Source organism: Ensifer sp. ENS03 (assembly GCF_014852035.1).
Taxonomy (GTDB): domain Bacteria; phylum Pseudomonadota; class Alphaproteobacteria; order Rhizobiales; family Rhizobiaceae; genus Ensifer; species Ensifer adhaerens.
Genome location: NZ_JACVAV010000004.1, coordinates 398,449 through 414,684, shown reverse-complemented (window position 1 = coordinate 414,684; position 16,236 = coordinate 398,449). Strand labels below are relative to the sequence as shown.

Below are 16,236 nucleotides of genomic sequence, written 5' to 3'. Positions count from 1 at the left end.
GGTCTCTGATGAAGGACTCAATGGGGAGCGCCAGCTTCCTCGGGCCGGCGCTTGCTTTGCTTAGCATTCAGAGGACATGGAAGACCAGCCCCCGTTTCATCGTCGTTTTCAAGCCTGCCGGTCCGCGTCGGCACACCACCCGGACGAGACGACCCAAGCTCGCCGCCACCTGCATTTCCGCGGGCACGCACGCAAAAACACTTGGCGAAGAGCCCTTGCTTTTGTATGGGTGCTATTCAAGTGGTCCCGTAGCTCAGCAGGATAGAGCACCAGATTCCTAATCTGGGGGTCCCGCGTTCGAATCGCGGCGGGATCACCATTTTCCAAGACCCCTCTTAATCGAATTGGACGCGGCGCACGCCGTGCTGACGCCGTGGATGACAGCAAAGCAACCCCCTCCGGAGAAAACACGGTTCATCTGCTCGTGACCTATATGGAAATGCTCGAACGTCCGGCGGGCGATGCGTTTCCGGCACCGATCGCGCAAGCGGTGGTCGCGTCCGAACGTCCGGATGCCGCTGCGTTTCTTTCGCTCTTTCGCGCCGTCGGCGAACCGTTACGCTGGGATCAGCGGCTGCGCATGCCGACGGCCGATCTCGACGACTTTCTCAGAAGCGCCTCCACGATCCTCTACATCCTCCGGCTGGATGGCCGCGCAGTCGGGCTCTGTGAATTCGACCGCGCCGATACCGAGGATGTCGAGCTCACCCATTTCGGCCTGATCCCGGATGTTTACGGCCAAAGGCTGGGGCCATTTCTGCTCGATAGCGCGCTGCGCGCCGTCTGGGACCGTGGCGCAAACCGGATCTGGCTACATACGGACGAATGGGATCATCCGCAGGCGCAGGCTACCTATCGCCGCGCCGGCTTCAACGCCTTTGCGCAGAAGCTCGAGGAGATCGTGCCCTAACGCACGCTCACCGAAGCGGCTGCCACGCCGGGCCGCGCCAGGCTTTGAGTTCCTGTAGAAACACCTGCAGCCGCGATGGCAGGAAGCGCCGCGTCGGGTAGACCGCATGCACAAAGACATCCGGCGCGGACCATCCCGGAAGCACGCGCAGAAGCTTGCCGCTCGCAAGCAGGCTGTCGCAGAAGATCGGCGGGAGCCGGCCGATGCCGTGGCCGCGCTCGGTTATGGCACTCGCCGACTGGATATCGTGGACCGACACCGCCCCGGTCACACGCAGGCTGGCCGCTTCGCCACCCTTGACCAGATGCCATTCGGCCTCGTTGCCCCGGGCATTGACCAGGACACAGCGGTGGCCACTCAGGTCTTCGGGTCGCGATGGGGTGCCATGTTTGTCGAGATAGCCGGGTGCGGCCACCAGGAAATGGGTGCTTCGACCCAAACGCTGCGCGACAAGCGACGAATCGCGCAATTCTCCGAACCGCACTGCGACGTCGATGTTTTCGGCAACGAGGTCCATGAACATATTGGTGACGAGCAGATCGAGCTCGATCTCGGGATACGTCTTCAGAAATGCGGACAGGAAATCAAAGAAGGGCGGCTGCCCGAGGGTCATGGGAACGGTGACCCGCAGCAACCCCTCCGGCCTTCTCTGCGCCTCGCTCAGCACCCGCTCCGCGTCGCGAAGCTGCTTCAGCGGTTCGCCGCATTCCGCATAATAGGCGCGCCCCTGCGCCGTGAGACTGAGCTTGCGCGTCGTGCGCTGGATGAGCGTGACGCCCAGTTGCTCCTCGAGCGCCGTGACCTTGCGGCTGACGGTGGAGACCGGCATGCCGAGCGAGCGTGCCGCCCGGCTGAAACTCTCGTATTGGGCAACGGCCGCAAAGACCGCGATATCGTTCAGATCGACCATGGGAAGATTTTTGCATCGTTGGAAAAGTAATTCCAGATATTTCCGCCTAATCGCACAATCTGGCAGCAGCCATATTGATCTCACCGAAACCGTCCATCCACGGAGAGATCAGATGACAAACAAAGTCGCCATCATCACCGGTGCATCCCAGGGCATCGGCGCGGGCCTCACAAACGCTTTTCTGGCAGAGGGCTACAGCGTCGTCGCAACCTCGCGCAATGTCAGCCAATCGCGCGAAATCACCGAATCGGACCGGCTGGCCCGGGTCGACGGCGATATCGGCGATCCGGAGACGGCGAAACGCGTGGTCGAAACCGCGATCGCCCGGTTCGGCTCGATCGACGCGCTCGTCAACAATGCCGGCATCTTCTTCACCAAGCCCTTCGTCGACTACACCGCCGAAGACTACCGGCAGCTGAGCGCCACCAACATCGAGGGATTCCTCCACACGACCCAGCTTGTGATCAAGCAGATGCTTTCGCAGAAAAGAGGCGGCAGCATCGTCAGCATCACGACACCCCTTGCCGACCGACCGATTGCAGGCATGAACGCTTCGGTCGCCATGCTGACCAAGGGCGGCATCAACGCGATCTCGAAGAACATCGCCATGGAATACGCAAGGGACGGAATCCGCGTCAACGTCGTGGCCCCCGGTGTCGTCGACACGCCGCTCCACAAGGACAACCCGCGGGATTTCCTGAACACGCTCTCGCCGATGCACAGCATTTCCAGCGTGGCCGAGATCGCGGATGCCGTCCTGTTCCTGACCAGGGCGCCGCGCATAACCGGGGAGGTGCTGAACGTGGACGGCGGCGCGCATCTGGGCAAATGGTAGACCGGAAACCTGCGCCTGCCGCAGGCGCAGAACAGCGGCTCACGGAACTCGGGATCGTTCTGCCTTCTCCGCCGACGCCCTTCGGCAATTATGCCGAGGGCGTGCGGATCGGCAAGCTGCTCTATCTGAGCGGCATGCTGCCGGTGATCGACCGCAAGCCGCAGTTCGTCGGCCGGCTTGGCGCCGAGCTTGAGGTCGACGAGGGGCGCCGCGCAGCCGAAATCGCGACGATGAGCGCGCTTTCGGCAATCAAGGCGGAACTCGGTTCGCTCGACCGGGTCACGGCCGTCGCCAAGCTCGGGATTTACATCGCGACCGTTGGCGACTTCCGCGATCATCCGACGGTCGCAGACGGCGCGTCCGACCTGCTCGCCAAGGTCTTCGGTCCCGAAATGCTGTCCGGCCGCATTGTCCTCGGCGTCGCCAGCCTGCCGCTCGGGCTGCCGGTCGAGGTCGAACTTCTGGTCGAAGTGGCGGATTGAAATGATCGTGGTCGGCATTCCAACCCGCCGGCCCATCAGGAAAAGCGGCTTCGTCATTTGCCTGTCACGAACAGCGGCTAGACACTGGGCATACCTTCTTGATGACCACGGATGGACTGGCATCGGCGAAGGTGATGAGGAAGGTCGGGTTTGCCCCGGCCTTTTTTGTTTGTCAGCCTTGGCTGCCATTCTACATGCTTGACAGTAGCCGCTGCCTGTCCGAGTTTGCTCGCATGACGGGAGGAAACCATGGGTAAGCTTCTGCAGATCATCGGCATCGTCATTATCGTGGCCGCCATCGTTGTCGGCTTAGCCATGCTGGTAGGCGATCCAGCGACAGCGTATTTGCGCGCACTGTCTATTCTCCCCTGGACTTGGAGCGCGATCCTTACCGGCATTCTTCTGGCTGCCTTCGGATCGATGCTGCGACAACTGAGCGCGATCCGTGCTGCCACGGAAAGGCAGGCCACCCTGTTTCAAGCAATTCTCGATCGCAGGGCGCCAACGACCGCGCAATAAAGCCCTCAGCCGTCCGGCCGGCACACGCGCAGCCGATGGCCATCCGGGTCCAGCGCGACGAAGGTGCGGCCGAAGACGGCGGTCTTCAGTTCCTGTTCGATCGTAAGCCCGCGCTCCTGCCAATCAGCGTAAAGCCGCTCGACCTCGGCGTCGTCCTTGACCATGAAGGCGATTTCCGAGCGATGGCCGGTGCCGGACGAGACGAAATCCCGTGCCTCTGTCGACCAGAGACTGAAGGTCAGTCCGTTTTCGAGTTCGAAGGCGACATAGGTCGGGAAGGATGCGACGGGTTCGCGTCCAAGCAGGCCGGTATAGAAGGCAGCGCTTCCGGTTGGGTCTTCGACATAGAGCAGGATAAGGTTCGGTGACAGCATCGTCGGGTCTCCTTTTCGATGCCCGGACACTAGGCACTGCCGCTGTCAGATCCTGTCAGCATCAACCGGACAGCCAAAGGCCGCCGGGCCTTGCGATCCGGCGGCCTTTGGCAGGAAGGCGACACGTCAGAAGACGGCGAGATATTTCAACAGAGAGATGATGCCGATGATGATGACGATGATCTGGACGATCTGCTTGGCGCGCGCGTCGAGCGGCAGACGCTGGACGAGATAGAGCACCAGCACGATGACGAGGAAGGTAATCAGAATTCCGATAAGCAGCCCCATGGAACACTCCCATTTTCACACAACAGCGCCGCGATGGCGTCGGGATTGTAACTAGGACGCGAAGGAAAAAGTTCCAATCGAGGCGACAACTTATGCCACTCGTTCACCCAGGCGCAGGCCGAGCCTGGTGTTTCCGCTCAGGCGAGAAGCCGGCTCAGGATGCCGGCTTGCAGGCGGTTCCCTGATCCTCGTCGCCTTTGGTGGCATCATACAGCGTTGCTTCCTCGCCCTTCGTCCACCAGACATATTGCCCGCCGGCATATTTGGCTCCGGACGCAGCTATCACGTTTGAGGCGACGACGAATGTGCCGTCGATGGTGAAGGTCACCAGCGAAACCGGGCCGGCATTGATGTATTCCGCCTCGATCGCCTTGCCGCCGCAGTCGTAGCGGACCGATTGCCGGTCCACCGCATCGGCGCCGGGAACGCGGATCGTCACGTCGGTGCCTTCAGACGCTGCTGTCATAGACGCCAGTTTCAGGGCGATGCCGCCGCCGGCCTTGCCAAGCACGAGCTTCGATCCTTCCACCGACCAGGAAAGCTCGTTGCTGAGCGCCTTGAGGAACTTCTGCTCCTGGTTCATCACCGCGGGCACGCACATCTTGCGTGTCGATGCCGCCGGGCCGAAGGTGATCTTCGAGCCGGAGAGACTGAAAGTACCGGTGAAATGGTTGCAGCCGGCCATGCCGCCATAGGTGCCGTCCTCGCGGATCTCCAGGGTCGACTGGAGATTGTCGATGACCCCACCCCCACCGATATCTTCGGCAAGCCAGGTGGCGACGAGCTGCGGCGGCACGTTTTCTGCCGCAACCGGCTGCATCGATGCCATTTCGATCGCGACACAGGCGCAGGAAACGGCGGTTATGATTTTCAGCATCGCGAACTCCTCCGGACCCCGACTCAAGGCACCCAATTCTTAGCCTGCGGACGAGACGGAATGAAGACCGCACCCTTGTTGCCGGCGGATTTCGCCTGTAGAGCCTAGCAAACAACATAAAAGACTCGGATCGATCTCGTGAAGATCATGCGCCCGCGGCGAAGGCTCAGCCGGGCATTCCGTCCGAAAAGAAGAACATGGGTATTGGCATGGCATCCCACGACAGTGCGAAGCGCCGACTGACGATCCTCGGCTCGACCGGCTCGATCGGCACCAACACGCTCGACGTTATCGAGCGCCTTGGCGGCCGTGAGCGCTTCGACGTCGTCGCCGTCACCGGCAACGGCAACATTCCCCTGCTCGCCGAGCAGGCCGTGAAAGTTCGCGCCGAACTCGCCGTCACCGCCAACGATAGCCAGTACGAAAACCTGAAGGCCGCGCTCGCCGGCACCGGCATTCAGGTTGCCGCCGGCAAGAGCGGCCTGATCGAGGCGGCCGAGCGCAACGCGGACTGGGTGATGGCGGCGATCGTCGGCAATGCCGGCTTGGCGCCGACGCTTGCCGCGGCCCGCCGCGGCGCCGACATCGCGCTTGCCAACAAGGAGTGCCTGGTTTCCGCCGGCAGTCTGTTCATCGACGCGGTGAAGAAAGGCGGCGGTCGGCTGCTTCCGGTCGACAGCGAACACAATGCCATCTTCCAGGTTCTGGAAGAACACCAGCGCCATGCGGTCGAGCGTATCATCCTGACCGCTTCCGGCGGCCCGTTCCGCACCAAGTCGCTGGAAGAAATGCGTCACGTGACGGCGGACGTGGCGCGCGCCCATCCGAACTGGTCGATGGGGCTGAAAATCTCGATCGACAGCGCCTCTATGTTCAACAAGGCGTTGGAGATGATCGAGGCGAAGCACCTCTTCGCGCTCGAACCCGCGCAGGTCGAGGTGATCGTGCATCCGCAGTCGGTGATCCACTCGATGGTCGGCTATACCGACGGATCGGTGCTCGCCCAGCTCGGCTGCCCGGACATGCGCACCGCCATCGGCTATGCGCTCTCCTATCCGAGCCGCTGCAGCCTGCCGATCGAGCGGCTCGATTTCGCCAAGCTGTCGCGCCTCGATTTCGAGGCGCCGGACGAAGTGCGCTTCCCTGCCATCCGCCTGGCGCGGCGCGCCATGGTCGAAGGCGGCGTACAGGGTGCGGTCCTCAACGGCGCCAAGGAAACCGCGCTCGACGCGTTCATCGCCGGCCGCACCGGCTTTCTCGCCATGGCAGAGATCGTTGAAAAGGTCATGGACAAGCTTGCCGACCTGCCGGGGGCCGCAACGATGGACGACGTCTTTGCCGCCGACGAAAAAGCCCGGCACTTGGCGGCCGGGCTGCTTCACTAATTCAGAGCTTTCTGACCGGCGCGCATGGCGCCGGCAAGATTGGCCTTATGCGACAGCGCGGGCCAGCGCACAGCGCGACCACAGCGAATGCAGCGCGCCGACGAGATGGTCGATGTCGGCATCCGAATGCAGCGGCGTCGGGGTGATGCGCAGGCGCTCGGTCTTCTTCGGCACCGTCGGATAGTTGATCGGCTGCACGTAAACGCCGAAATTGTCGAGCAGGAGATCCGAGAGCCACTTGCACTTGGCAGCGTCGCCAACCATGACCGGCACGATATGGCTCGGGTTCGGCATGTGCGGAATGCCGCGCTGGTCGAGCAGCGAGCGCAGGCGACGGACACGTTCCTGGTGCGCGAAACGTTCGACCTGGCTTGCCTTCAGGTGGCGGATCGAGGCGAGCGCACCGGCGGCAAGCGTCGGCGGCAGCGCCGTCGTGAAGATGAAGCCGGAGGCAAACGAGCGGATGAAGTCGCAGAGTGCGGCGGAGCCGGTGATGTAGCCGCCCATGACGCCGAAGGCTTTGCCGAGCGTGCCTTCGATCACCGTCAGGCGGTGCATCAGGCCTTCGCGCTCGGCAATGCCGCCGCCGCGCGGACCGTACATGCCGACCGCATGCACTTCGTCGAGATAGGTCATGGCGCCGTACTTGTCGGCGAGGTCGCAGAATTCCTTGATCGGCGCAATGTCGCCATCCATCGAATAGACGGACTCGAAAGCGATGAGCTTCGGCGCACGCGGATCGGCGGCAGCGAGCTTGGCCTCGAGGTCAGCGACCGAATTATGCTTGAAGATGACGCGTTCGCACTTGGAGTGACGGATCCCCTCGATCATCGAAGCGTGATTCCCGGCGTCCGAGAAGACGATAACACCGGGAATCTTGGAACAGAGCGTTCCGAGCGCGGCCCAGTTGGACACGTAGCCCGAAGTAAAGAGCAGTGCCGATTCCTTGCCATGCAGGTCCGCGAGCTCGCGCTCAAGCAGGACGTGGTAATGGTTGGTACCGGAAATGTTGCGGGTGCCGCCGGCGCCGGCGCCGCATTCGTCGATGGCGCGCTTCATCGCCTCGGTGACGACAGAATGCTGGCCCATGCCGAGATAGTCGTTCGAACACCAGACGGTGACTTCCTGAACGCCTTCAGCCGTATGGCGCGCGGCCTTCGGGAATTGGCCGCGATGACGGGCGAGGTCTGCGAAAACCCGGTAGCGGCCTTCCTGATGCAGCCCGTCCAGCTCGTTCTTAAAGAAATTCTCGAAATCCATCATTTTCTCCAGTGCCCGGCCGCTTTCTTCAATCAAAGCGACCTGGGGTCAACCTCGGAATGCCCGGCATCTGCCAACTGCGGCAAAAGGCCCTTGACGCGCTGCCTTCCCAGCGAGTGCATCCGAGATGATCTAGCATTTTTGAGCCTGAGCATCTTCGCTGCTTTCACTGAAACCGTTTCAACGGGAACAGCCCTAGTTTTGAAACATTCCAAAGAAAGCCTTAGTGCATGTTCATCACGTCAAGCTTGATCGAAGTCAAGCAAGGATGAAAAAAGGACGGCCGAAGCCGTCCTTTTTCAATGTTGGTGTGACGGCGAAGGCTGGTCATGCCGCCGCAACGGCGCGTTTGGCCATGACCTTCACCAGATTGGCGCGATAGGCCGCATCCGCGTGAATGTCGGAGAGCAGCTCCGAGGCATCGACGCTAATATTGCCGAGCGCATCCGGCGTCCAGTTGGCAGCAAGGGCTGCCTCCATCTCCGCCTGACGGAAAACGCCATTTGCGCCCGCACCCGTGACCGCGACCCGGATCTCGCCATTGTCGCGCTTGGCGACGAAGACACCGGTCATCGCGTAGCGCGAGGCCGGGTTGGCGAATTTCTGGTAGGCGGCCTTTGCCGGGGCGTCGAAGCTGACCGCGACGACGATCTCGCTGTCTTCCAGCGCCGTTTCGAACAGACCGGTGAAGAAATCGTCGGCCGCGATCTCCCGCCGGTTGGTCACGATCGTCGCGCCGAGCCCGAGCATCGCTGCCGGATAATCCGCCGCCGGATCGTTGTTGGCGATGGAGCCGCCGATCGTGCCCATGTGTCGCACATGCGGATCGCCGATATGGCTGGCAAGGCTGCAGATCGCCGGACACACAGCTTTGAGCGCCGCCGACGAGGCGACCTCATAATGTGTCGTGGCCGCGCCGATCCGCACGGATCGGCCGTTGACTGAGATGCCCTGCATCTCGGCGATGTGCCGAAGGTCGATCAGATCGCTCGGCGACGCCAGCCGCTGCTTCATCGTCGGAATGAGGGTCATGCCACCGGAGACGTACTTGCCTTCGCCGGCCGCATCCATTCGGCTGACGGCGTCCTGAACCGAGGACGCCCGGTGATATTGGGTCTCGTACATGAGGTGTCCTCCCGTTCACTTGGCCGCGTGCGCCGCCGCCCACACCTTCTGCGGTGTCGCCGGCATGGTAAGTGCGTTGTTGCCAATGGCATCTGTGATGGCGTTGATCAGCGCCGGTGGCGAGCCGATGGCGCCGGCCTCGCCGCAGCCCTTGATGCCCAGCGGATTGTTCGGGCAGGGCGTGTTCGAGGTCGAGACCTGGAATGACGGCAGATCGTCGGCGCGCGGCATGGCGTAATCCATGTAGCTCGCCGTCAGCAGCTGGCCGGATGGGTCGTAGTGCACGCCCTCGAGCAGCGCCTGGCCGATGCCCTGGGCAATGCCGCCATGCACCTGTCCCTCGACGATCATCGGGTTGATGATGTTGCCGAAGTCGTCGGCCGCGACAAACTGGATGATCTTGGTTCGGCCCGTTTCCGGATCGACCTCCACCTCGCAGATGTAGCAGCCGGCCGGGAAGGTGAAGTTGGCAGGGTCGTAGAAGGCCCCTTCCTTCAACCCCGGCTCCATGCCGGCCGGCAGATTGTGGGCGGTATAGGCGGCAAGCGCCATCTGGAACCACGGCACGGCCTTATCGGTGCCGGCGACCTTCAGTTCGCCGTTTTCGATGACGATGTCGCTTTCGTCCGCTTCCATCAGATGTGCGGCGATCTTCTTCGCCTTGGCTTCGACCTTGTCGAGCGCCTTGACGACGGCCGACATGCCGACGGCACCGGAACGAGAACCATAGGTGCCCATGCCCATCTGCACCTTGTCGGTATCGCCATGCACGATGTTGACGCTGTCGAGCGGCACGCCGAAGCGGTCGGCGACGAGCTGGGCAAAGGTCGTCTCGTGGCCCTGGCCATGGCTGTGCGAGCCGGTCAGGACCTCGATCGTACCGACGGCGTTGACCCGCACTTCGGCCGATTCCCAAAGGCCGACGCCAGCACCGAGCGAACCCACCGCTGCCGACGGTGCGATGCCGCAGGCCTCGATGTAACAGCTCATGCCGATGCCGCGCTTCATGCCGCGACCGGCGGCTTCCGCCCTGCGACCGGCAAAGCCGTTCCAGTCGGCCGCCTTCATCGCCGCTTCGAGCGAAGCGTCGTAGTCGCCGGCGTCATAGTTCATGATGACAGGCGTCTGGTGCGGGAAGGAGCGGATGAAATTGACCCGACGCAATTCGGCAGGCGAGACGCCGAGTTCGCGGGCCGCCGTCTCCATCGTGCGTTCCAAGAGATAGGTCGCCTCCGGCCGCCCGGCGCCGCGATAGGCGTCGACGGGCGCGGTGTTGGTATAGACGGTGCGCACATTCGCATGGATCGCCGGGATGTCGTACTGCCCGGAGAGCAGCGTCGCATAGAGATAAGTCGGCACCGCCGAGGAGAACAGCGACATGTAAGCGCCGAGATTGGCGATCGTATCGACCTTGAGCCCGATGATGCGGTTGCTCGCATCGAACGCCATCTTCACCTTCGACACATGGTCGCGACCATGCGCATCGGTGAGGAACGCTTCGGTGCGGTCCGACGTCCATTTGACCGGCACGCCGGTGCGTTTCGACGCCCAGAGACAGACGATCTCCTCCGGATAGATGTAGATCTTCGAGCCGAAGCCGCCGCCGACATCGGGCGCGATCACCCGCAGCTTGTTTTCCGGCGCGACATTGTAGAAGGCGCTCATCACCAGCCGGGCCACATGCGGGTTCTGGCTGGTGGTGTAGCAGGTATAGTGGTCGTCGCCGGCGTCGTAGATGCCGAGCGCCGCACGCGGCTCCATCGGGTTGGGCGAAAGCCGGTTGTTGTGGATGGTGATTTCGGTGACATGCGCCGCAGCGCCGATCGCCTTGTCGGTCGCCGCTTCGTCGCCGATCTGCCAGTCGAAGATCAGGTTACCAGGCGCTTCCGGGTGAAGCTGCGGCTGTCCTGACTCAAGCGCCTTTGAGGCGTCGATCACGACGGGAAGCTCCTGGTATTCGACGACGACGGCTTCGGCAGCATCACGCGCCTCGGCGACGCTGTCGGCAACGACGATCGCCACAGCATCGCCGACGTATCGCACGGTCTCGTGCGCGAGCGGCCGCCAGGCGCCCATCTTCATCGGCGATCCGTCCTTGGAATGGATCATCCAACCGCAGATCAGGTTGCCGATACCATCGGCGAGCAACTGCTTGCCGTCGAGCACGCCGATCACGCCTGGCATGCCGATCGCCGCCGACCCGTCGACTTTGAGGATCTTCGCATGCGCATGCGGGCTGCGCACGAACACCGCATATTTCATCCCCGGCACGGACATGTCGTCCGTATAGCGGCCCTTGCCGGTCAGGAACCGCTTGTCCTCCTTGCGCGCCACGCGCGCGCCAATGCCTTCAACGCCCATTGCCTATCTCCTCCCGAGATATCCAGCGACAGTCCCGACGGCCATGCATCGGTCCTGAGTGACATGCGTCAGGGGCGAGATCCCGCCCCCGTTCTGCCGCTATTCTGCGGCCACGCGGGCGCCGCTCATTTCGGCGGCGGCGGCAAGGATCGCCTTCACGATGTTGTGGTAACCGGTGCAACGACAGATGTTGCCTTCGAGCTCGGCGCGTACCGTCGCCTCGTCCAATTGACCCTGATGCCTGCGGATCATGTCAACGGCCGTCATCACCATGCCGGGCGTGCAGAAGCCGCATTGCAGGCCGTGATTGGCCTTGAAGGCCGCCTGTACCGGATGCAGTTCGCCATCGGCCGCCAGCCCTTCGATGGTGGTGATCGTAGAGCCTGCGGCTTGCGCGGCGAGGATGGAACAGCTCTTGACCGACTTTCCGTCCAAATGGATGACGCAGGCGCCGCACTGCGAGGTATCGCAGCCGACATGGGTGCCGGTCAGTCCGAGATTTTCGCGTATGAATTGCACCAGCAATGTGCGGTCGTCGCAATGACCGCTCACCTGACGGCCGTTGACCGTCATTGTTACTTTCGCCATTTCGCTCCTCCGGGGTCGGTCAATGCCAACACGAGCGCGGCCGGAAAGTCGGGTGAGATGGTTCACGCGACTAGGGGACGCGCCAACTGATATCAATGCCCGTCGCCCACGGATCCGCTCCTCCGGATTTTCGCAGGCTTGTTTGTATCATTTGTCTTTTTTTGGAATGCCGCAACCGCCCCTGCCCGCCGAACGACAAAATTTTTCCACGCCGGTTGTGCCGAAGGGAACTGCCTTCATGTCCCGTTCAGGAACGATATCATTATCTTGCCGGCAGGAAGAAACCGCAGCGCTCCCGTAGACTTTCGATGGGGACCGCGTATTTTCCGAACCGCAAGTTCCGGTGGAGCGGGATGTTCCCGGCTTCGCCATCATCCACGGGACGGACTGAGCGATAGGCTTGAGATCCGTAGACATCGGAGAGAACAACATGAAGAAAGCCATCGCACTTGTGCTGGTCGCCCTGGCGGTCACAAGCTGCACCCAGACGGAAAAGGGCGCCGGCATCGGTGCCGTTTCCGGCGCGATCATCGGCGGCGCTGTTACCGGCGACGTCCGTGGCGCTGCAGTCGGCGCGGCAATCGGCGGTGTTTCCGGCGCAGTCATCGGCAACGTCACCGAGCAGCCCGGCCAGTGCTACTATCGCGACCGCTACGGCCGCCGCTACATCGACTCCTGCCCGCGCTAAGGCGACAGGCAGCCTGCCGTCGGCTGCAGCTTGAGCCGCCCGACGGTCTGGTTTGATGTTTCCCCCTCACGGCTGACCGCCCTGAGGGGGTTTTTCGTTGCGGCAACCGCATCCTCTGCCGCACACAACACGCAACGGCCAACGAAGGCGCCGAAAACGGGTGGCAACCGCCGAAGCAATCTCGTCTGCTGACCTCGACGTTTCATGATCGAGGTTCTTCCATGCCAAACCCACCACGCGACACCCTGCCACCGGCCTTCAAGCGCATCGGCTGGTCCAACCTGTTCGCACAGTTTTCCGAGCAGATGGCGCTGGCCGCCGCTCCGCTCGCCGCCGTGCTTCTGCTCGCCGCAGGCCCTGCGGAAACCGGATGGCTGCAGATGGCGCAGACGCTGCCATTCCTTCTGCTCTCCATTCCCGCCGGTCTCGTTGCCGACCGCGCATCGCGGCGCAAGCTGATGGTTTCCTCGGAAATGCTGCGCGCGCTGTCGCTGGTTGCCACGCTGTTGCTGATGCTCGGCGGCCTTCTGTCGCTGCCGCTGCTCGCCGTCATGGGCTTCGTCGGCGCCATCGGCACGGTCTGCTACAATGTCGCCGCCCCAGCCCTGGTGCCGGCGATCGTGCCCCGTCACCAACTCGCCGACGCCAATCGCTGGCTGGAGCTCGCCCGCAGTCTCGCCTATTCCGGCGGACCGGCGATCGGCGGCGCGATCGTCGCATGGACCGGCGCATCGCTCGCCTATGTCGCCGCCACATCCCTGTCCCTTCTCTCTGTCGTCCTGCTCGCCGGCCTTGGCGACCAGCAGCAACCGACCGCTCCCAGGCGCAACCTCCTTCAGGATCTCGCCGAAGGCGCCCGGTTCCTGGGCGGCCACCCGCTGCTCAGGCCCATTCTGGTGACCGCCATCGTCTTCAACACTGCCTGGTTCGTGCTGCAGGCGGTCTATGTCGCCTATGCCATTCAGGCCCTCGGGCTGACGGCGATCGGCGTGGGCATCACGCTTGGCATCTATGGCGCCGGCATGATGATCGGCGCCTTCGCAGCCCCCGCCATTGCGCGCCGGATCCCCTTCGGCCTGATGATCGCCCTCGGCCCGCTCGGCGGGTTGACGGCTGCGGCCGTGATGCTCTCGACCATCTGGGTTCCCTCAGGCGCCCTTGCCGGTCTGAGCTTCTTCCTGTTCGGCGCCGGCCCGGTGCTCTGGTCGATCGCCACGCTCACCTTGCGGCAGGCCGTCACCCCCAATGCGATGCTCGGGCGCGTATCGGCCTTCATCACCACCGCCACCTTCGGGGCCCGGCCGATCGGTGCAGCGCTCGGCGCCGTCGTCGCCACACGCTTCGGCGTCGAGGCGTGCCTTGCCGTCGCAGCGGTCGGTTTCCTCATCCAGTTCCTCGTCATCATCGCTTCCGGCGTACCGCAATTGCGGGCGCTGCCCGAGGCGGCGTAGCGGCTCGATACAGCGGACAAGGCGGCATTTAAGCCTCCAAAAAGGCGCAGCGCCCTACTGGTTGTCGGCGGTGGTTGTGCTGCGCCGACAACATTTCCGCGCTTTTTCGACGGAATCGGCACCGAAATTCGGCATCAGGGGTGGATGCAGCGGATCGTCATCGTTAACAGATGGAAAACCTTAGGCATGCGATAGTGACCCAGCCGCATAAGCAGGCAGTTTGTATTGGGTCGCCTGAAGACGGGATGCGGAAGCGAATGTCCCCACCACGGTCGAGTATTGCGTACTGGAAGGCAGCGACTTCGCTTGCTGTTGCCTTTTCGTGCGCGCTCGGCCCGCTTTCCGCCGAGAAGGCCTTTGCCTTCAAGCTCTTCGGCATGAAGTTTTTCGAGAGCGACGAGGAAGAGACGCCGGTCATCGACCCGGTCAACTATACTCTCACCTTCGACGCCGGCACCGAAGACAAGGAACTAAAGGAAGCGCTGGAAAACAGCTCGCAGCTCGTGCAGGGCCAGGAAAAGCCTGTCTCCGGCGATCTTGGCCTGGCAATTCGGGCGCGCGACGACCGCGACCGGCTGCTTGCCGCACTCTACGAAAAGGCCCGCTACGGCGGCACCATCGCGATCCGCATCAACGGCCAGGATATCGACAGTCTGCCGCCGGATCCGTCTTTCCCGGATGGCAAGCCGATTCCGGTCACCGTGACCGTGACGCCGGGCCCGGTCTTCAACGTCGGTTCCGTCAAGTTCGAAGGCGATGCGGCCGGTTTCAGTCCCGCTGATTACGGCCTGCCCGCCGGCGCGCGTGCCGATTCCACCCTGATCATCAAGGCCGGCGAAAAGGTCGTGAACGATCTGCGCGAGCAGGGTCGCCCCCTGGCCAAGCTCACCGAACGCAGCGCTGTCGCCAACCACGCCAACTCGACCGTCGACATTGTCATCGGCGCCAGCGGCGGCCCGGTTGCCCCAGTCGGCGAAGTCAGCGTCGACGGAACGAAGACCGTCGATCCGGGTTTCGTGCGCGACTACTCACGCCTCAACGAAGGCCGTCCCTATTCGCCCGCGGACATCCGCAAAGCCTCCGAGCGCCTGCGCCAGCTCGGCGTCTTCTCGAGCGTCACCATCAAGGAAGCCAATGCGCTTTCGCCCGATGGATCTCTCCCGATGAAGATCGAGGTGTCCGAAGGCAAGCACAAGTATTTCGGCTTCGGCGCCCAGGTCTCGACCACCGACGGCCTCGGGCTTTCGGGCTACTGGGGACACCGCAACCTTTTCGGCCGCGCCGAATCGCTGCGCATCGAAGGATCGGTCGACCGCATCGGCGAGACCAAGGAACTGGACAAGCTCGACTATTCGGTTGGCATCCTGTTTGCCAAACCCGGTGCCTTCGGCCCGGCTTCCACCTTTACCGCGAGCGTCAAGGCCAACATCCAGGACCCAGACGCCTACCGCGCCAAGATCCTGACGGCAGCGGCCGGCGCCACCTTCGAGCTCTCGGACACCGACACCGTCTCAGGCGGCGGCGAGCTCAGCTGGGCCAATATCGACGACGCCTTCGGCTCGAACTCCTATCTGACGGCCGCGATCCCGCTCGAATATGTGCGCGATACCCGTAACGACAAGCTGAACGCGACCGAAGGCTACCGGGCGATGATAAACGCCAAGCCGAGCTACGAAATCAAGGGGCAGACCTTCTTCTCGTCCTTCGAAGCCTCGGCATCCGGTTACCATGCGCTCGGCGACGAGAAGCGCTTCGTGCTTGCCGGCAAGATCGGCGCCGGCATGCTCGTCGGCGGCAGCGGGCTCGAAGACATTCCTGCCAACCGCCGCTTCTACCTCGGCGGTGGCGGCTCGGTACGCGGCTATTCCTACCAGGAGATCGGCCCGCGCAATTCCGACAACGAGGAGACCGGCGGACGTTCCTATGTCAACGCCTCGCTCGAAGCCCGCATCGCCATCACCGACACGATCGGGGTTGTTCCGTTCATCGACGCCGGTACGGTGTCTGCGAAGACGACGCCGGATTTCTCCGACATCCGCGCTGGCGCTGGCATCGGCCTGCGTTACGCCACGCCCTTCGGCCCGATCCGCCTCGACTTTGCCGTTCCGCTTAACAAATATCCCGGCGGCACCAAGTACGGCATCTATGCCGGTATCGGCCAATCCTTCTGATCCGGGCCGTTT

16 protein-coding genes and 1 tRNA gene are annotated in these 16,236 nt (G+C 63.0%); 9 read left to right on the top strand and 8 right to left on the bottom strand.

Annotated elements, in window-relative coordinates; genetic code table 11:
• Positions 1-242: 242 nt before the first annotated feature.
• Together IB263_RS18335 and IB263_RS18330 are read left to right on the top strand one after the other, a co-directional pair.
• Positions 243-319: transfer RNA gene (locus IB263_RS18335), tRNA-Arg, on the top strand.
• A 54-nt stretch (positions 320-373) separates the two neighbouring features.
• Positions 374-910, top strand: coding sequence for a GNAT family N-acetyltransferase (locus IB263_RS18330; RefSeq protein ID WP_371814141.1), 537 nt, complete (start codon positions 374-376; stop codon positions 908-910).
• 7 nt (positions 911-917) lie between these two features.
• Here the strand turns inward: IB263_RS18330 and IB263_RS18325 are convergent, their stop codons facing one another.
• Positions 918-1,820 (bottom strand): LysR family transcriptional regulator, encoded by a 903-nt coding sequence (locus IB263_RS18325; protein WP_192438807.1) that lies wholly within the window; start codon positions 1,818-1,820, stop codon positions 918-920.
• A 112-nt stretch (positions 1,821-1,932) separates the two neighbouring features.
• On the opposite strand from IB263_RS18325, the gene IB263_RS18320 reads away from it, so the two are divergent.
• From IB263_RS18320 to IB263_RS18310, 3 genes are all read left to right on the top strand, one after another.
• Complete coding sequence (locus IB263_RS18320; RefSeq protein ID WP_034802380.1) at positions 1,933-2,655, top strand: SDR family NAD(P)-dependent oxidoreductase; 723 nt, start codon at positions 1,933-1,935, stop codon at positions 2,653-2,655.
• Positions 2,649-3,137, top strand: a complete 489-nt coding sequence (locus IB263_RS18315; RefSeq protein WP_192438806.1) for a RidA family protein — start codon at positions 2,649-2,651, stop codon at positions 3,135-3,137. Before IB263_RS18320 ends, IB263_RS18315 begins: the two co-directional genes overlap by 7 nt.
• A 249-nt stretch (positions 3,138-3,386) precedes the next feature.
• Entirely contained in the window at positions 3,387-3,656 is a 270-nt protein-coding gene (locus IB263_RS18310) for a hypothetical protein (RefSeq protein WP_112985095.1), read from the top strand.
• Positions 3,657-3,661: 5 nt separating this feature from the next.
• Here the strand turns inward: IB263_RS18310 and IB263_RS18305 are convergent, their stop codons facing one another.
• From IB263_RS18305 to IB263_RS18295, 3 genes are all read right to left on the bottom strand, one after another.
• A complete protein-coding gene (locus IB263_RS18305; RefSeq protein ID WP_192438805.1) occupies positions 3,662-4,030 on the bottom strand; it encodes a VOC family protein in 369 nt (122 codons plus the stop codon).
• A 126-nt stretch (positions 4,031-4,156) separates the two neighbouring features.
• Positions 4,157-4,318, bottom strand: coding sequence for a Thivi_2564 family membrane protein (locus IB263_RS18300; protein WP_089044368.1), 162 nt, complete (start codon positions 4,316-4,318; stop codon positions 4,157-4,159).
• A 154-nt stretch (positions 4,319-4,472) separates the two neighbouring features.
• Positions 4,473-5,195 carry an META domain-containing protein gene (locus IB263_RS18295; protein ID WP_192438804.1) on the bottom strand — a complete coding sequence of 241 codons (723 nt, stop codon included), beginning with the start codon at positions 5,193-5,195 and terminating at the stop codon, positions 4,473-4,475.
• A 209-nt stretch (positions 5,196-5,404) separates the two neighbouring features.
• Between IB263_RS18295 and dxr the strand changes: the two genes are divergently transcribed.
• The gene (dxr, locus tag IB263_RS18290; protein WP_112975142.1) at positions 5,405-6,580 is read left to right on the top strand and encodes a 1-deoxy-D-xylulose-5-phosphate reductoisomerase; all 1,176 of its coding nucleotides are present in this window, start codon (positions 5,405-5,407) and stop codon (positions 6,578-6,580) included.
• 45 nt (positions 6,581-6,625) lie between these two features.
• Here dxr and hemA read toward each other — a convergent pair whose 3' ends face one another.
• The 4 genes from hemA to IB263_RS18270 form a co-directional block, all read right to left on the bottom strand.
• Positions 6,626-7,840 (bottom strand): 5-aminolevulinate synthase, encoded by a 1,215-nt coding sequence (hemA, locus tag IB263_RS18285; protein ID WP_113506000.1) that lies wholly within the window; start codon positions 7,838-7,840, stop codon positions 6,626-6,628.
• 327 nt (positions 7,841-8,167) lie between these two features.
• Positions 8,168-8,965, bottom strand: coding sequence for a xanthine dehydrogenase family protein subunit M (locus IB263_RS18280; RefSeq protein ID WP_060582866.1), 798 nt, complete (start codon positions 8,963-8,965; stop codon positions 8,168-8,170).
• Positions 8,966-8,980: 15 nt separating this feature from the next.
• On the bottom strand, positions 8,981-11,326 hold the full coding sequence (locus IB263_RS18275; protein WP_060611045.1) for a xanthine dehydrogenase family protein molybdopterin-binding subunit: 2,346 nt from the start codon (positions 11,324-11,326) through the stop codon (positions 8,981-8,983).
• A 99-nt stretch (positions 11,327-11,425) separates the two neighbouring features.
• Entirely contained in the window at positions 11,426-11,914 is a 489-nt protein-coding gene (locus tag IB263_RS18270; protein ID WP_060582864.1) for a (2Fe-2S)-binding protein, read from the bottom strand.
• Between the two features lie 430 nt (positions 11,915-12,344).
• Here IB263_RS18270 and IB263_RS18265 point away from each other — a divergent pair, with 430 nt between their 5' ends.
• The 3 genes from IB263_RS18265 to IB263_RS18255 all read left to right on the top strand — a co-directional run bounded on the left by IB263_RS18265 (position 12,345) and on the right by IB263_RS18255 (position 16,224).
• Entirely contained in the window at positions 12,345-12,602 is a 258-nt protein-coding gene (locus IB263_RS18265; RefSeq protein ID WP_060611047.1) for a glycine zipper domain-containing protein, read from the top strand.
• 221 nt (positions 12,603-12,823) lie between these two features.
• The gene (locus tag IB263_RS18260; RefSeq protein ID WP_192438803.1) at positions 12,824-14,053 is read left to right on the top strand and encodes an MFS transporter; all 1,230 of its coding nucleotides are present in this window, start codon (positions 12,824-12,826) and stop codon (positions 14,051-14,053) included.
• A 257-nt stretch (positions 14,054-14,310) separates the two neighbouring features.
• Entirely contained in the window at positions 14,311-16,224 is a 1,914-nt protein-coding gene (locus IB263_RS18255; protein ID WP_192438802.1) for an autotransporter assembly complex family protein, read from the top strand.
• Positions 16,225-16,236: the final 12 nt, after the last annotated feature.

Excerpts from the sequence above, each read along its gene's own strand:
- IB263_RS18305 (WP_192438805.1), bottom strand. The coding sequence starts at position 4,030 with ATGCTGTCACCGAACCTTATCCTGCTCTATGTCGAAGACCCAACCGGA.
- IB263_RS18310 (WP_112985095.1), top strand. The coding sequence starts at position 3,387 with ATGGGTAAGCTTCTGCAGATCATCGGCATCGTCATTATCGTGGCCGCC.
- IB263_RS18320 (WP_034802380.1), top strand. The coding sequence starts at position 1,933 with ATGACAAACAAAGTCGCCATCATCACCGGTGCATCCCAGGGCATCGGC.
- IB263_RS18255 (WP_192438802.1), top strand. The coding sequence starts at position 14,311 with ATGTCCCCACCACGGTCGAGTATTGCGTACTGGAAGGCAGCGACTTCG.
- IB263_RS18300 (WP_089044368.1), bottom strand. The coding sequence starts at position 4,318 with ATGGGGCTGCTTATCGGAATTCTGATTACCTTCCTCGTCATCGTGCTG.
- hemA (WP_113506000.1), bottom strand. The coding sequence starts at position 7,840 with ATGGATTTCGAGAATTTCTTTAAGAACGAGCTGGACGGGCTGCATCAG.
- IB263_RS18270 (WP_060582864.1), bottom strand. The coding sequence starts at position 11,914 with ATGGCGAAAGTAACAATGACGGTCAACGGCCGTCAGGTGAGCGGTCAT.
- IB263_RS18325 (WP_192438807.1), bottom strand. The coding sequence starts at position 1,820 with ATGGTCGATCTGAACGATATCGCGGTCTTTGCGGCCGTTGCCCAATAC.
- IB263_RS18265 (WP_060611047.1), top strand. The coding sequence starts at position 12,345 with ATGAAGAAAGCCATCGCACTTGTGCTGGTCGCCCTGGCGGTCACAAGC.
- IB263_RS18280 (WP_060582866.1), bottom strand. The coding sequence starts at position 8,965 with ATGTACGAGACCCAATATCACCGGGCGTCCTCGGTTCAGGACGCCGTC.
- IB263_RS18315 (WP_192438806.1), top strand. The coding sequence starts at position 2,649 with ATGGTAGACCGGAAACCTGCGCCTGCCGCAGGCGCAGAACAGCGGCTC.
- IB263_RS18295 (WP_192438804.1), bottom strand. The coding sequence starts at position 5,195 with ATGCTGAAAATCATAACCGCCGTTTCCTGCGCCTGTGTCGCGATCGAA.
- IB263_RS18260 (WP_192438803.1), top strand. The coding sequence starts at position 12,824 with ATGCCAAACCCACCACGCGACACCCTGCCACCGGCCTTCAAGCGCATC.
- IB263_RS18275 (WP_060611045.1), bottom strand. The coding sequence starts at position 11,326 with ATGGGCGTTGAAGGCATTGGCGCGCGCGTGGCGCGCAAGGAGGACAAG.
- dxr (WP_112975142.1), top strand. The coding sequence starts at position 5,405 with ATGGCATCCCACGACAGTGCGAAGCGCCGACTGACGATCCTCGGCTCG.